Origin of the sequence: Enterocloster lavalensis, from assembly GCF_046603895.1 — a bacterium.
GTDB classification, from domain to species: Bacteria; Bacillota; Clostridia; order Lachnospirales; family Lachnospiraceae; genus Enterocloster; species Enterocloster lavalensis.
In genome coordinates this window covers 5,326,795-5,340,125 of the sequence record NZ_CP176637.1, presented here as the reverse complement: position 1 = coordinate 5,340,125, position 13,331 = coordinate 5,326,795, and the positions used below count along the sequence as shown (strand labels likewise).

General features: G+C 55.2%; 13 protein-coding genes. 4 read left to right on the top strand and 9 right to left on the bottom strand.

Annotated features, from left to right (window positions below):
- Positions 1–114: 114 nt before the first annotated feature.
- Together ACK2JC_RS24065 and ACK2JC_RS24060 are read left to right on the top strand one after the other, a co-directional pair.
- Positions 115–1,002 (top strand): LysR family transcriptional regulator, encoded by an 888-nt coding sequence (locus ACK2JC_RS24065; protein ID WP_320938602.1) that lies wholly within the window; start codon positions 115–117, stop codon positions 1,000–1,002.
- 38 nt (positions 1,003–1,040) lie between these two features.
- Entirely contained in the window at positions 1,041–1,322 is a 282-nt protein-coding gene (locus tag ACK2JC_RS24060; protein ID WP_276851714.1) for a hypothetical protein, read from the top strand.
- Positions 1,323–1,417: 95 nt separating this feature from the next.
- Here ACK2JC_RS24060 and leuD read toward each other — a convergent pair whose 3' ends face one another.
- Complete coding sequence (gene leuD, locus ACK2JC_RS24055; RefSeq protein WP_092368185.1) at positions 1,418–1,903, bottom strand: 3-isopropylmalate dehydratase small subunit; 486 nt, start codon at positions 1,901–1,903, stop codon at positions 1,418–1,420.
- 303 nt (positions 1,904–2,206) lie between these two features.
- Between leuD and ACK2JC_RS24050 the strand changes: the two genes are divergently transcribed.
- Positions 2,207–3,412, top strand: coding sequence for an IS110 family transposase (locus ACK2JC_RS24050; RefSeq protein ID WP_368282939.1), 1,206 nt, complete (start codon positions 2,207–2,209; stop codon positions 3,410–3,412).
- Between the two features lie 118 nt (positions 3,413–3,530).
- Here the strand turns inward: ACK2JC_RS24050 and leuC are convergent, their stop codons facing one another.
- Positions 3,531–4,793 (bottom strand): 3-isopropylmalate dehydratase large subunit, encoded by a 1,263-nt coding sequence (leuC, locus tag ACK2JC_RS24045; RefSeq protein ID WP_024735215.1) that lies wholly within the window; start codon positions 4,791–4,793, stop codon positions 3,531–3,533.
- A 179-nt stretch (positions 4,794–4,972) separates the two neighbouring features.
- Here leuC and ACK2JC_RS24040 point away from each other — a divergent pair, with 179 nt between their 5' ends.
- Positions 4,973–5,854, top strand: coding sequence for a LysR family transcriptional regulator (locus ACK2JC_RS24040; protein ID WP_007713886.1), 882 nt, complete (start codon positions 4,973–4,975; stop codon positions 5,852–5,854).
- A 162-nt stretch (positions 5,855–6,016) separates the two neighbouring features.
- Here ACK2JC_RS24040 and ilvC read toward each other — a convergent pair whose 3' ends face one another.
- The 7 genes from ilvC to ACK2JC_RS24005 form a co-directional block, all read right to left on the bottom strand.
- Positions 6,017–7,027 (bottom strand): ketol-acid reductoisomerase, encoded by a 1,011-nt coding sequence (gene ilvC / locus ACK2JC_RS24035; RefSeq protein ID WP_007713890.1) that lies wholly within the window; start codon positions 7,025–7,027, stop codon positions 6,017–6,019.
- A 115-nt stretch (positions 7,028–7,142) separates the two neighbouring features.
- Positions 7,143–7,646 (bottom strand): acetolactate synthase small subunit, encoded by a 504-nt coding sequence (gene ilvN, locus ACK2JC_RS24030; protein ID WP_024735219.1) that lies wholly within the window; start codon positions 7,644–7,646, stop codon positions 7,143–7,145.
- A 146-nt stretch (positions 7,647–7,792) separates the two neighbouring features.
- The gene (locus tag ACK2JC_RS24025) at positions 7,793–8,461 is read right to left on the bottom strand and encodes an HAD family hydrolase (protein ID WP_368271525.1); all 669 of its coding nucleotides are present in this window, start codon (positions 8,459–8,461) and stop codon (positions 7,793–7,795) included.
- A 105-nt stretch (positions 8,462–8,566) separates the two neighbouring features.
- Positions 8,567–9,403, bottom strand: a complete 837-nt coding sequence (gene nudC, locus ACK2JC_RS24020; protein WP_320936751.1) for an NAD(+) diphosphatase — start codon at positions 9,401–9,403, stop codon at positions 8,567–8,569.
- A 184-nt stretch (positions 9,404–9,587) separates the two neighbouring features.
- Entirely contained in the window at positions 9,588–9,782 is a 195-nt protein-coding gene (locus ACK2JC_RS24015; RefSeq protein ID WP_024735233.1) for an HPr family phosphocarrier protein, read from the bottom strand.
- Positions 9,783–9,887: 105 nt separating this feature from the next.
- Positions 9,888–12,596 carry an FtsX-like permease family protein gene (locus tag ACK2JC_RS24010; RefSeq protein WP_368271524.1) on the bottom strand — a complete coding sequence of 903 codons (2,709 nt, stop codon included), beginning with the start codon at positions 12,594–12,596 and terminating at the stop codon, positions 9,888–9,890.
- Positions 12,593–13,276, bottom strand: coding sequence for an ABC transporter ATP-binding protein (locus ACK2JC_RS24005; RefSeq protein ID WP_320936749.1), 684 nt, complete (start codon positions 13,274–13,276; stop codon positions 12,593–12,595). The genes ACK2JC_RS24010 and ACK2JC_RS24005 overlap by 4 nt, the downstream gene beginning before the upstream one ends.
- Between the last annotated feature and the right edge of the window lie 55 nt (positions 13,277–13,331).

The following is a 13,331-nucleotide window of genomic DNA, read 5'->3' as shown; positions in this document are numbered from 1 at the left end:
GTAATTGTTTCCCGACAATCCAATTATACCATCAAGCGCTGGTTTGTGCCATTTTTGCAGGCAGGAATTGATCATAAATATTTCCGGTTGAGCCGGGTCAGGCAGGTGGATTGGATGGAGTTTCGTGAGATTGTCACCTTCATGGAGGTGGCGCAGCTTAAAAGTTTCAGCCGTGCGGCGGAGAAGCTGGGCTATTCGCAGGCGGCTGTGACCATACAGATCAAGCATTTGGAGCAGGAGCTGGGGGCGCGTTTGTTTGACCGGATCGGAAAGCAGGTGACGCTGACCCACCAGGGGTTGGTGTTCACGGAGCACGCGGGGCGTCTGATCACGGATATGGCGCGGGCCAGGACGGCGCTTTCGGAGCCGTCGGAGCTTTCCGGGCGGCTGTGTATCGGCACCATCGAATCCATCTGCGCCACGATTTTCCCGGATCTGCTGAAGGAATATCACCGCCTGTATCCCAGGGTTTCCGTGAGCATTGTTACCGGTTCGCCGGACAAGCTGCTGGATATGATGAACTGCAACGCCCTGGATATCGTGTATTTTCTGGACAAGAAGATGTACGACCCCAAGTGGGTCAAAGCCCTGGAGGTGCCGGACCGGGTCATTTTCGTCACCAGCGCGGACAATCCGCTGGCAAACGCCAGCATTTCCCTGGAGGAAATGATCCGGCAGCCCTTGATCCTGACGGAGAAGGACGCCAGCTACCGTCTCCTGCTGGAGCAGCATCTGGCGTCCCTTGAGCTGGATATCCATCCGTTTCTGGAAATCGGCAACACGGAATTTATCGTCCGCCTGCTGCGCGACAACCAGGGCGTTTCCTTTCTGCCGGAATTCACCGTGCGCCAGGACATCGAAAACGGCCGCCTGGTCCCGGTTCACGTCCCGGGCTTTACCATGCGCATCTGGAAACAGATCGTCTACCACAAGGATAAGTGGGTGAGCCGGGAGATGGAGGCCTTTCTGCTGCTGGCCGCCCAGTCCGAACCCCACGGCTGAGTCCCAATATCAATCAAAACACAAAAGGAGCGCTGTTTATGGAATTTCCTTTTTATGATGAACCCAACACGGCGGCGATTATTTGCCGTCATGTGATGAGCGGCGAGGAACCTGTCCTGTACGTGTCCCACGATGAGGACGACGGGATGTGGCAGTTTCTGTGCGGTAAGACCGCACATGAAACCGGGGACGGGAGACTTGTTTCGCTGAAATTTGTTTTTGATTTGGACAATTCGGTTGGCGCGTTACGGGATATGCCCTGCGGTTACTATGCCGTGCGTGAGAGCCAAACCGGCCGTTGGGCGGTCCGGAAAAGGTGAGGGCACTACGGACTGTTTCGCCCGGTCTGCGCAGATAAGCGGGGCCTGCCGGCAAAATCGCCGGCAAGCCCCGCCTGTTCCTGTCCATTTTCCAATTACTGACCGTTGATATAGTTCACCAACCCGCCTGCGCTGATAATCTTCTGCATAAACGGCGGGAAGGACTGTCCCTGGTAGCTCTCGCCCTTGGTCTTGTTGGTGATCATACCGGAGTCAAAGTCCACCTCAACCTCGTCCCCTGCCTCGATGGAACGGGCCGCCTCCGCGCACTCGATGATGGGAAGGCCGATGTTGATGGAGTTGCGGTAAAAAATCCGGGCAAAGGTCTCGGCGATCACACAGCTGACGCCGGCGCACTTGATGGCCAGAGGCGCGTGCTCTCTGGAGGAGCCGCAGCCGAAGTTCTTGTTGGCCACAATGATGTCGCCCTTCTGCACCTTGTTCACGAAGTCCTTGTCAATGTCCTCCATACAGTGCACCGCCAGCTCCTCGCCCTTGGTGGCGTTTAGGTAGCGGGCCGGAATGATTACGTCCGTATCCACATTATCTCCATATTTAAACACATGTCCGCATGCTTTCATCTTCTATCTTCTCCTTTCTACTACAATATATTTATGGTTAATATCCCTTACAGCCAGTAAGGAATTATCCATCTTGTTGCTTAAGCTGTTACAATGTTGGAGCAATCGGTATATCGGCTTCCTTTCTTGGACTTCGCGTCCGTATTTGAGACTGATAACCAGCTCCTCATTTGCAGCGTTCGTTTTATGCAGGTTGAACTGCCTTTGGTACGTTCGTGTCACACCACAGTAGATTGAATAGGCAATGAGTAAAACTGGTACTTATCTATTGCAATATTCTTTAGGAGTGACAAATTTATGAACATGAACGCTGTTGGTATTGATGTTTCCAAAGGGAAAAGTATGGTCGCCATTCTACGACCTTATGGAGAAATCGTTTCTTCTCCCTTTGAAATCAAGCACACTTCCAGTAACATCCAATCCTTAATTGCGCAGATCCGATCAATCGATGGTGAATCACGCATCGTTATGGAACATACTGGCCGTTACTACGAACCACTGGCTCGTGAGCTTTCTCTGGCAGGTCTTTTTGTAACTGCCGTAAATCCTAAGCTCATTAAAGATTTTGGAGCTCATTCCCTCCGCAAAGTAAAATCTGATAAAGCTGACTCTGTAAAAATAGCTCGTTACACCCTTGACAGTTGGACGGAATTGAAACAGTATAGTCTTATGGACGAACTACGCAATCAATTAAAGACCATGAACCGTCAGTTTGGCTTCTACATGAAACACAAAACAGCTATGAAGAATAACCTCATCGGTATCCTCGATCAGACTTACCCTGGTGTTAATACTTACTTTGATAGCCCTGCCCGTGAGGACGGCAGCCAGAAGTGGGTTGATTTTGCTACTACATACTGGCATGTGGACTGTGTTCGTAAACTTTCATTAAATGCATTTGTCGACCATTATCAGAAGTGGTGCAAACGCAGGAAGTACAACTTCAGCAAAGACAAGGCTGAAGAAATCTATGGGGCCGCAAAGGAGCTTGTTCCTATACTTCCAAAAGATGATCTAACCAAGCTGATCGTGAAACAGTCCATAGAACAATTAAACACTGCTTCCAGAACCGTGGAAGAACTCCGTACCCTGATGAATGACACAGCCGCCAAGCTGCCTGAATATCCCGTTGTTATGGGGATGAAGGGTGTTGGCCCGTCTCTTGGTCCTCAGCTTATGGCTGAAATCGGAGATGTCACACGCTTTACCCACAAGGGCGCTATCACTGCATTTGCTGGTGTAGACCCAGGTGTCAATGAATCCGGAACCTATGAACAAAAAAGCGTTCCAACCTCCAAACGCGGCTCATCTTCCCTCCGAAAAACCTTATTTCAGGTCATGGACTGTCTCATCAAAACAAAACCGCAGGACGACCCTGTATATGCGTTTATTGATAAGAAACGTGCTCAGGGAAAGCCTTACTATGTCTACATGACTGCAGGCGCTAATAAGTTTCTGCGTATCTATTACGGAAGGGTAAAAGAATATCTAATGTCTCTTCCAGAATAGAGAATACCGCATCCTTTCAGACCAGCGGATAACGGTGGTCTATTTGTTGTACCTGAAATTTAATCAACAATAAATCTTGAAAATTTCTCATTTTCCTATTGACTTTTTATTTGCAGGCTCAGTCCAGCTCGCAGGGGCAGCTGATCTTGCCGGTCACGGCGCTGGCCGCGGCAACGGCGGGGCTTGCCAGGTACACTTCGGAATCCACATGGCCCATACGGCCCACAAAGTTGCGGTTGGTGGTGGAGATGCAGCGCTCGCCTGCCGCCAGAATGCCCATGTAACCGCCCAGGCAGGGTCCGCAGGTGGGAGTGCTCACGATGGCTCCCGCTTCCACAAAGATCTCCAGCAGCCCTTCCCGCATAGCCTGCAGATAGATGGCCTGCGTGGCGGGAATCACGATGCAGCGCACGTTTTTCGCAACTTTTCTGCCCTTTAAAATCTCAGCCGCCACCCGCATGTCGTCGATGCGCCCGTTGGTGCAGGAGCCGATCACCGACTGGTCGATCTTCACGTCGCCCACGTTGTCGATGGTCCTGGTGTTGGAGGGAAGGTGGGGGAAGGAAACCGTGGGCTTGAGCTCGGACAGATCGATCACATAGGTGGCATCGTACTCCGCGTCCGGGTCCGCCTCGTAAACCTTAAAATCCCGTTTGGAATGTTCCTTCAAATACGCAACGGTCTGCTCATCCACCGGGAAAATGCCGTTCTTTCCGCCGGCCTCGATGGCCATGTTGCAGATGGTAAACCGGTCGTCCATGGTCAGGTTCTTCACGCCCTCGCCGGTGAATTCCATGGATTTGTAGAGAGCCCCGTCCACGCCGATCATACCGATGATGTGCAGGATCACGTCCTTGCCGCTGACCCATTTCCCGGGCTTGCCCACCAGCTCAAACTTGATGGCCGAGGGAACCTTGAACCAGGCCTTGCCGGTCACCATGGCGGCCGCCATATCCGTGGAGCCAACGCCGGTGGAAAATGCGCCCAGCGCGCCGTATGTACAGGTGTGGGAGTCCGCGCCGATCATGGCGTCCCCCGCCACAACCAGGCCTTTCTCCGGAAGCAGAGCGTGTTCGATCCCCATGTCGCCCACGTCAAAATAGTTGGTGATCTCATGGCGGCAGGCAAATTCCCGGCAGCACTTGCAGTTCTCAGCGGACTTGATATCCTTGTTGGGGATAAAATGGTCCATCACCAGCGCGATCTTGTCCTTGTCAAATACCGTCTGCTTGTCGATCTTTTTCATCTCGTTGATCGCCACCGGCGAGGTGATGTCGTTGCCCAGCACCAGATCCAGATCCGCCTCGATCAACTGTCCGGCTTTCACCTCCGAAAGCCCCGCATGGGCGGCAAGGATTTTCTGGCTCATCGTCATTCCCATAAGTAATTCCTCCTTGAATTCTTCTTTTTATAGAGAAAATTTATTAAAATTTATTTTCCACGCTTTACATTCTAACATAAGAACTGCTATAATAAAAATACATAATATGAATGGTATATATGAAAGAAAGTTATATCATTTTCGTGTCAAATGATTCCATTTAGAGAGGATTTTAGGATATGGAACAAAACCTGTCACAGTACAAAATTTTTTACGAGGTGGCAAAGGCCGGCAACATTTCCAAGGCGGCCAAGGAGCTTTACATAAGCCAGCCCGCCATCAGCAAGGCCATCGGCAAGCTGGAGGACAGTCTGGGGCTCTCCCTGTTTACCCGCAGCTCCCGCGGAGTGCAGCTGACCAGCGAAGGGGAGATCCTCTTCGAACATGCAAGAGAGGCCTTCGAAGCCCTGGAGCGGGGCGAGCAGGAGCTTCGCCGGATCCAGGAATTCGACATCGGCCACCTGCGAATCGGCGTCAGCAACACCCTGTGCAAGTACATCCTGCTCCCGTACCTGAAAACCTTTATCGACCAGTATCCCCACATGAAGGTGACCATTGAGAGCCAGTCCACGGTCCAGACCTTAAACCGCCTGGAGCAGCAGAAGATCGACCTGGGACTGGTGGCGGAGCCGTCCCTGCGAAAGGACCTCTCCTTTATCCCGGTGATGGATATCCAGGACATTTTCGTGTCCACCAGGGCCTATCTGGAGAACCTGTACCTGCGGGAGGGTTCGGATACCAACATCTTTGAGACCGGCAATATCATGCTGTTGGACGAGAACAACATGACCCGCCACCATGTGGATGAGTACATGGCGGAAAATGCCATCTTCCCCCACCAGATTCTGGAAGTCACCACCATGGACCTGCTGATCGAATTCGCCAAGATCGGCCTGGGGGTGGCCTGCGTGATCCGGGAGCTGGTGCAGAAGGAGTTGGACACCGGCGTGCTGGTGGAGATTCCCCTGCAGAATTCCATCTCCCGCCGCACCATCGGCTTCGCCTACCATCCCAGCAACCAGGCCATGGCCTTAAAAACGTTTCTGGAATTCCTGTACTGACGCAGTTCCCATTTCCCCACACAAAAACTCCCACAACGTCCTGCCGGGCCTGTGGGAGTTTTTCCGTTCCGCATTCCCAATGGTTCGCCCAAAGTCTATGATAGCGGCCCATTGTAGCGCAAAAACGGGGCAAGCCTTGCCTGCCCCGGTCGTTCATTCTGTTTAGTTGTTGATCAGCTTGTCGGTGTCGTTCCAGCTGTACAGCTTTCTCAGCTCCGCGCCGACCTTCTCTAACGGCTGCTCGGCCTCGTTCTTTCTCATGGCGTTGAAGTGCGGGCTGCCAACCTGGTTCTCCAGCAGCCACTCCTTGGCGAAGGAACCGTCCTGGATATCGGACAGGATCTTCTTCATGGCCTTTCTGGTCTCGTCGGTCACGATCTTCGGTCCGGTGATATAATCGCCGTACTCAGCCGTGTTGGAGATGGAGTAGCGCATGCCGGCAAAGCCGCTCTCGTAGATCAGGTCCACGATCAGCTTCATCTCATGTACGCACTCGAAGTACGCGTTCTCGGGAGCGTATCCGGCCTCAACCAGAGTCTCAAATCCAGCCTTCATCAGCGCGCAAACGCCGCCGCACAGCACAGCCTGCTCGCCGAACAGGTCGGTCTCAGTCTCAACGCGGAAGGTGGTCTCCAGGATTCCGGCTCTTGCGCCGCCGATGCCCTGGCCGTAAGCCAGCGCCATATCGAGTGCCTTGCCGGTGGCGTCCTGATGAACCGCAACCAGACAGGGGGTTCCTCTGCCTCTCTGATACTCGCTTCTCACCGTGTGGCCGGGGGCCTTGGGAGCGATCATGGTAACGTCCACATCCTTGGGCGGAACGATCTGGCCGAAGTGGATGGCAAAGCCGTGTGCGAACATCAGCATCATGCCGGGACGCAGGTTGGGAGCGATGGACTCCTTGTACATGGCGGCCTGCTTCTCGTCGTTGATCAGAATCATGATCACGTCGGCCTTCTTGGTGGCTTCCGCTGCGGTATATACCTCAAATCCCTGCTCCTCCGCCTTCTTCCAGGAACGGCTTCCCTCGTACAGGCCAACGATCACGTTGCAGCCGGACTCCTTAAGGTTCAGCGCATGGGCGTGGCCCTGGCTGCCGTAACCGATGACGGCAATGGTCTTGCCCTCCAGCAGTGATAAATTACAATCTTCCTGATAAAAAATCTTTGGCATTTCTTTATCCTCCTTATACCTCTTAGAAAATATATGTTAAGGTAACAAAACCGACGACTCTCTGTCCGCCTTTGGCCGCGCCCTTAGCTCACAATGTAATATGTAACAACTCCGCCTACGGCAGATAACGGATATCCTCGGAACCGCGTTCCAGACCCGTAAGGCCCGTCCTGGCCAGCTCCAGAATCTCATAATCCTCCAGCAGATTGATCAGCGCATCCAGCTTGGACTGGTCGCCGGTCAGCATAACGGTCAGGGAATCCTTGCCCACGTCCACGATGGTGGCGCGGAAAATGCTGGAAATCGCGCTGATGGACTGGCGGTCGGCCGCTCCGGCCCTCACCTTGATCATCATCAGCTCCCGGTAAACGGAGCGGTCGGGCTGCAGTTCCTTGATATCCCGCACATCCTCCAGCTTGTTGAGCTGGTTCTTGATCTGCTCCAGCACCGTCTGGTCTCCAAGGGAAACCACGGTCATTCTCGAATACCGGGGATCAGCAGTGACACCCACGGTCAAACTCTCAATATTATAGCCGCGCCGGCTGAACAGTCCGGCCACGCGGGCCAGCACGCCGGCGGTGTTATCAACCAGCAATGACAATACGATTCTGTCATCCATCATCATCCCACCCTCTCCATACCATGCCCCTTAACCGGGCATTCGTGACTTTCTTAATAGTAATTTCAATCATAACAACCATTATTCTATTTGTCAATTATATAATAGGAATGGTCATTATGAATTCAAGTTATAGCAAGACCGGATTACATGGTGAGAAGCAGCTCTTCCAGCTCCCTGGCATCCCGCACCACCGCGCAGGCTCCGCTCTGTTCCAGCTCCTCCCGGCTGCCGTAGCCGTGGAGCACGCCCACGCAGTCAATGCCCAGCTCGGCGGCTCCCAGGACGTCGTGCTCCCGGTCGCCCACCATCACCATCCGGGCGATGCTCTCCCGGTCCGTTCCCAGCCCGGCCCGCTCCAGAAGGTAGCGCATCACGTCCGCTTTTTTCACCCGGGTTTCCTCCAGGTCGGCTCCGGCCACATGCTCAAAATAACCGTCCAGGTTGAAATGCTTTAAGATCCGCATGGCAAATACCTCCGGCTTGGAGGTCGCCACCATCAGGTGCTTTCCCGCAGCCGAAAGCCGCTCCAGCATCCCGCGGACGCCCGGGTATTCCAGATTTTCAAGCCATCCCCGGTCCGTGAAATACTCCCGGTACACCAGTACCGCCTCCCTGGACTGCTGCTCCTCAAAGCCGTAAAACCGCCGGAAGCTCTCTGAGAGCGGCGGCCCGATAAACGGTATCAGGCTGTCCAGGTCGTCCACCTGGATTCCATAGCGCCTCAGCGCATACTGCACGCTCTTGGTAATCCCTTCCTTGGGATTGGTCAGCGTCCCGTCCAGGTCAAATAGTATGTAATCCTTCAAATGTATGATCCTCCATCCCGTTGTTCTCATTGCCTTGGCTTGAGGCCTTACGGCAGGCGGCAGGCCCCGCTTTTTTGCGCTTTTGGCGGCAGCTCCCGCCGATCCATCCGCCTACAGCGTCCCGCTCTTAAACGCGCGCATCATCTCATGTCCCACGCTGATGCAGGGGCTGTAATCCTCCACCTGGTCCCGGGTGTACCACCCCGCCTCGGAGAGTTCCTCCTCCTGGAGCCGTATGGTGTCGTCCCCGTCCAGCTCCGCCGTAAAGCCGATCATCACCGTGTCGGAAAATGCCCAGGGCTGGCTCTTGTAATAGCGGATGTTTTTCACCTTCAGCCCCACTTCCTCCATCACTTCCCGCCGGACGCACTCCTCAAAAGTCTCCCCGACCTCCACGTAACCCGCGATCAGCGCGAAATGGCGGTAGGTGCCGTGGGCGTAGCGTGACATCAAAAGCTTGTCCCCGTTGGTGATGGCCACGATCACAGCCGGGCTGATCTTGGGGTACTCCGTCTGCTTGCAGCCGGGACACACCATGGCCCGCTCGGTCTGGCTGTACTCCATCCTTTGTCCGCAGCGGCCGCAGAATTTCCGGCTCTCCCGGAAGCGGTAAATCTGTCCGCCCGTGATCCCGGCAAAGCCCTGGTACATGGGATCAAATTTCCGGAAAATCTGCATACCCTCCATCACATAGCCGCCAAATTCCGGCACCGCCATGTCCGGCATCCCAAAATAGGCACAGTCGTCGATGGAGAACAGATATTCCGCCTTCGCGGCGATCTCCGGCGCCTCCTCCAAAAGCTCGCCCACGGTGGGGATCATAAGACGGTCCCCCTCCTTCTTCAGCATCACCTTGTTGTACTCATAATGCAGCAAAAAATCCCTGTCTTCCGGCTTTTGCCGCCGGAAGGCGGGATCAAATGTCTTTGGTGCTATTTCCTGTATCATGTCTTACCCGCTTTCCTGTTCCCGTTCCGGCGGACTGCAAAACAGCCGTTTGTGGGAATCGGTTTTTATTATATCATAAACGAAAGCGGACGTACAGTTCCAGTATCACATTCTTGAATTTTGAATTCTTAGTTGTTACGGTTTGCAGAACTGAGCTTTTCCGCGGGGCTGCGAATCATAACGCTTAGTTCTCCGGTTTCTCATGAATCGTCACGTGCAATTTTTTGTGGATTCCCAGGCTCAGCACGCCCAACAGCGATTTACCGTCCACCATGCAGCTGCCCAGGGACACGTCCACATCGGAGGGCCAGCGCTCCGCCTGGCTGACAAAGCGCTGGGCGTCCTCCACCGAATTAAATACAACATCCTGTACAATCATGAATATTCCTCCTGCCTTAAATGTTTTCTGCCTGGAGTATTCCCCGGAGCGCAGGATTATATTCATCCTATTTTTAAATATTTTTCAGTGCCGTGAAAATTCCCGTCAGGTCATATCATCCCGCTGCGCGTCGATAATATTCTCCTTGCGGATCCGGTTCACCGCGTAGAGCATTGTGACGAACACCACCAGGAACACGCCGAGCACGCTGATTCCCATACTGTCCCAGGGGAACATGAAATCGATCTCAGCGCCTCCCCAAACCATCCACCTGTAGATCAGCCAGGAGAGGATTCCCGCCATGGGAAGCCCCAGAAACAGCGTCCGCGCGCCGTATAATATGCACTCGAAACTCATCATTTTCCGGAAATCCCGGTCGGACATCCCAATGGAGCGGAGCATGGCCAGCTCCCGCCTGCGCAGTCTGATATTGGTGGAGATGGTATTGAACACATTGGCGACGGCGATCAGCGAGATCATCGCCACAAACACATAGGTGAACACGTCCACCACAAAGGTGGTGTTGCGGTTTTGCTCAAGTATTTTCTGCATATTGTAAAGGGTGTAACCGCAGGCGGTTCCCGCGCCCCGGATCATGGCCTCCATCTCAGCGGTGGATTGCGACGGACTTTCAGACCGGAAGGTCAAACCCAGGTCCGTCCGCGTCCCGGGGCTGACAAAATCCGCTTTCACCCCATAGGGCGCCACCGCCAGGAACACGTACGGCGTCACCTCGGACGGCGGCTTGGGAAGCGTATCCAGGGGGATGGTGTCCACAAAGGCCAGGACCACGTTTTGCTCCAGCCCGGCCCCTGGCCGGCGATCCACTTCCGGCGCGCCGTCCGTCTGCGGCCCAACGCTCGTCCCCGGCTCACCGCCCATTTCCGGCCCAGCGCCCGTCTCCGCCCCACCGCCCATTTCCGCCCCGCCGTCCATCACCGGTTTCAGGCTCAGGCTTATGCCCGATCCCGCAAACATATTGATCAGACTGCTCTCCCCCGTCTCCCCTTCATCCGCCTTTTTGGCCTTAGCCACAGCGATCAGTGGAGCGTCCGGCCCGGTAAATTCCTCCCGGGAGAGTCCCAGGCTTTCGATAAAGTTCCAATATAGTTTATCCTCAATGAACTGGACATCCATGGGCAGCTCTACGACTTCACCTCCGGGCCCATAACCGGCGGATTCCCGGTAGCCCGCTGAGAAATCTTCCGTGTTCACGGAAGCCGTATAAGCTGACACCGCCTGATAGGAGCTTTCATATACTCCGTCCGCGGTCCGAAGCTTGTCGTAGAGTGCGAACAGCTCCCCCTCGTCCATGTCCCGGGCGCAGAAACAGATATCGTAATCGCTGTCCATCACGGCCCCCTCAGCCGCCCGTTTCAGATGAGAGCTGAAGGTGCTGGCAGTCACCAGCAGCACCACGCTCAGGGTGAGGGACAACACGATGCTGCGGTAGCGCCGTCTGTTCCGCTTGAAATTTTTCAGCGCAAGCGTTCCCTCCAGCCCAAGGAGGCGCGCCGCCAGCTTTGAGGTTTTCACCGTCCCCGCGTTCAGCCTGACCTCGCCCGTCTGTCGGATGCACTCCATCACGGGAGCGCCCGCCGCCTTCCGGGCCGGGATATAGGCGGAAATCAGGATCGTCGCCATGCTGACCGCCGCGGCCGCCGCAAGGGCGGGGACGGAGACCTTCAGGGTTAAGGGTACGGTGTCGTACATAATGTTTCCAAAATTAGCCGACACCAGCGAGAGCCCCAGCTTGATGCCAGGAATTCCCACAAGAATCCCGATGGGGATTCCCAGCGCGCCGATACAGAGGCCTTCGAACAGCACGGAATTCTGCAGCTGCTTTCGGGTGGCTCCCACGGACAGCAGAATTCCGAACTGGCGCACCCGGTCGTTCAGCGAGATGGTGAACGAATTGTAGATCAGGAAAATGGACCCCACCATGATCAGGGCTACCAGGATTCCCACCACGGAGTACAAAAGCCCGTTAAAGATCGCATCGTCGGAAAGCCCCATAAACCGCAGCACATCGTCGTTAAAGACCCGGGCGTAACTTCCGGGCACGCCGTCCGCGTAGGCGCGGACCTGCCGCGGCTGTTTCAGCGTGACAAACACGCTGAGGTTATCCCCTGTATCCGTCCCGTCCCACCGTGTGATAACGGTATATCCGGGCGCCGTGGACTCCTCAAACCCGGGCCGCTCGCAGATTCCCACAACCGTGTAGGTTTTCTCCGCCCCCAGCGCCATCGTATCCCCGCCCGCCGGTTCCGCCTCCGCCAGTGTCTCCTCCGGGCTGTAGGGGTCGTGCTGGCCCAGCACCGCGCCGCCCTTTCTGCGGTTTCCCACCTGAAGGGTCAGCCGGTCGCCTACCCGATACCCCACGCCGCCGTTTGCCGCCACATGGGCCGGGATCAGAATTTCCCCGCTGTTTTCCGGCAGCCGCCCGGAAATCAGGTTCATGGGAAGGGAAGCGTAGGTATCCGGGCTGAATCCCGCGAGGAACAGATAGGGCTTATCCGGATTTTTTCCGCCTTCCAGCACCGCGTATCCGATCTCCTCAAAGGCGGCGGTATCCGCCACCCGGCTGTCTGCGGCCTGCTCCCGGACAAAGGAGGGCGGGACGCCCAAAAACTCCACGTGCCAGCCGCCATATTTTTGAATTGCGCCGTTCACCATGTAGTTCTGCAGCGAGACGGCAAAGGTGGACACCGCCGTAATCATGGCGGCGGACAAGGCGACGCCAATCACGGTCACAATGGTCCGCGTGCGGCTCTTTTTCATACTCTGGAGAGTGACTTTATTGAAAATGTTCATGGCCTCACCCTCTCATCCCGCACCACTCTGCCGTCCGATATTCCGATGATCCGGTCCGCCTGCAGGGCGATGTTCTCGTCGTGGGTGACCAGAATCAGAGTCTGCCCGTATTTGATATTGCTCAATTTCAGCAGCCGGACGATCTCCTGGCCGTTCCGGCTGTCCAGACTGCCCGTCGGCTCGTCCGCCAGCATGACGGCCGGGGCGTTCATCAGGGCGCGACCGATGGAAACGCGCTGCTGCTGCCCTCCCGAGAGCTGGTTTGGCAGATGGTTTTTCCGGTCTGAAAGCCCCAAAAGCTCCAAAAGTTCATCCAGCCGTTCCTGGTTGACCTCCCGCCGGTCCATCAGAATGGGCAGGGTAATATTCTCCACCACGTTCAGGGTGGGGATCAGATTGTGAAACTGGTAGATCAGCCCCACCTGACGCCTGCGGAAAATAGCCAGCGCTTCATTGTTCTGGGCGTACACGTCCTGTCCATCCAGATATACCGCCCCGCTTGTGGGCACGTCCACCCCGCCGATGATGTGCAAAAGCGTGGACTTGCCGGAGCCGGAGGTGCCGATGATTGCGGTAAACTCCCCCTTTTCGATGGTAAGCGAGACATGGGCGAGGGCGGTAACACGGCTTTCGCCTTTGCCGTAGACCTTGCACAGGTTTTCAACCTTTAAAAACTCCATTATGTGAGCTCCCTTCTTTCCTTATAACGTCTACTCATATAATAGAACCTTTGGC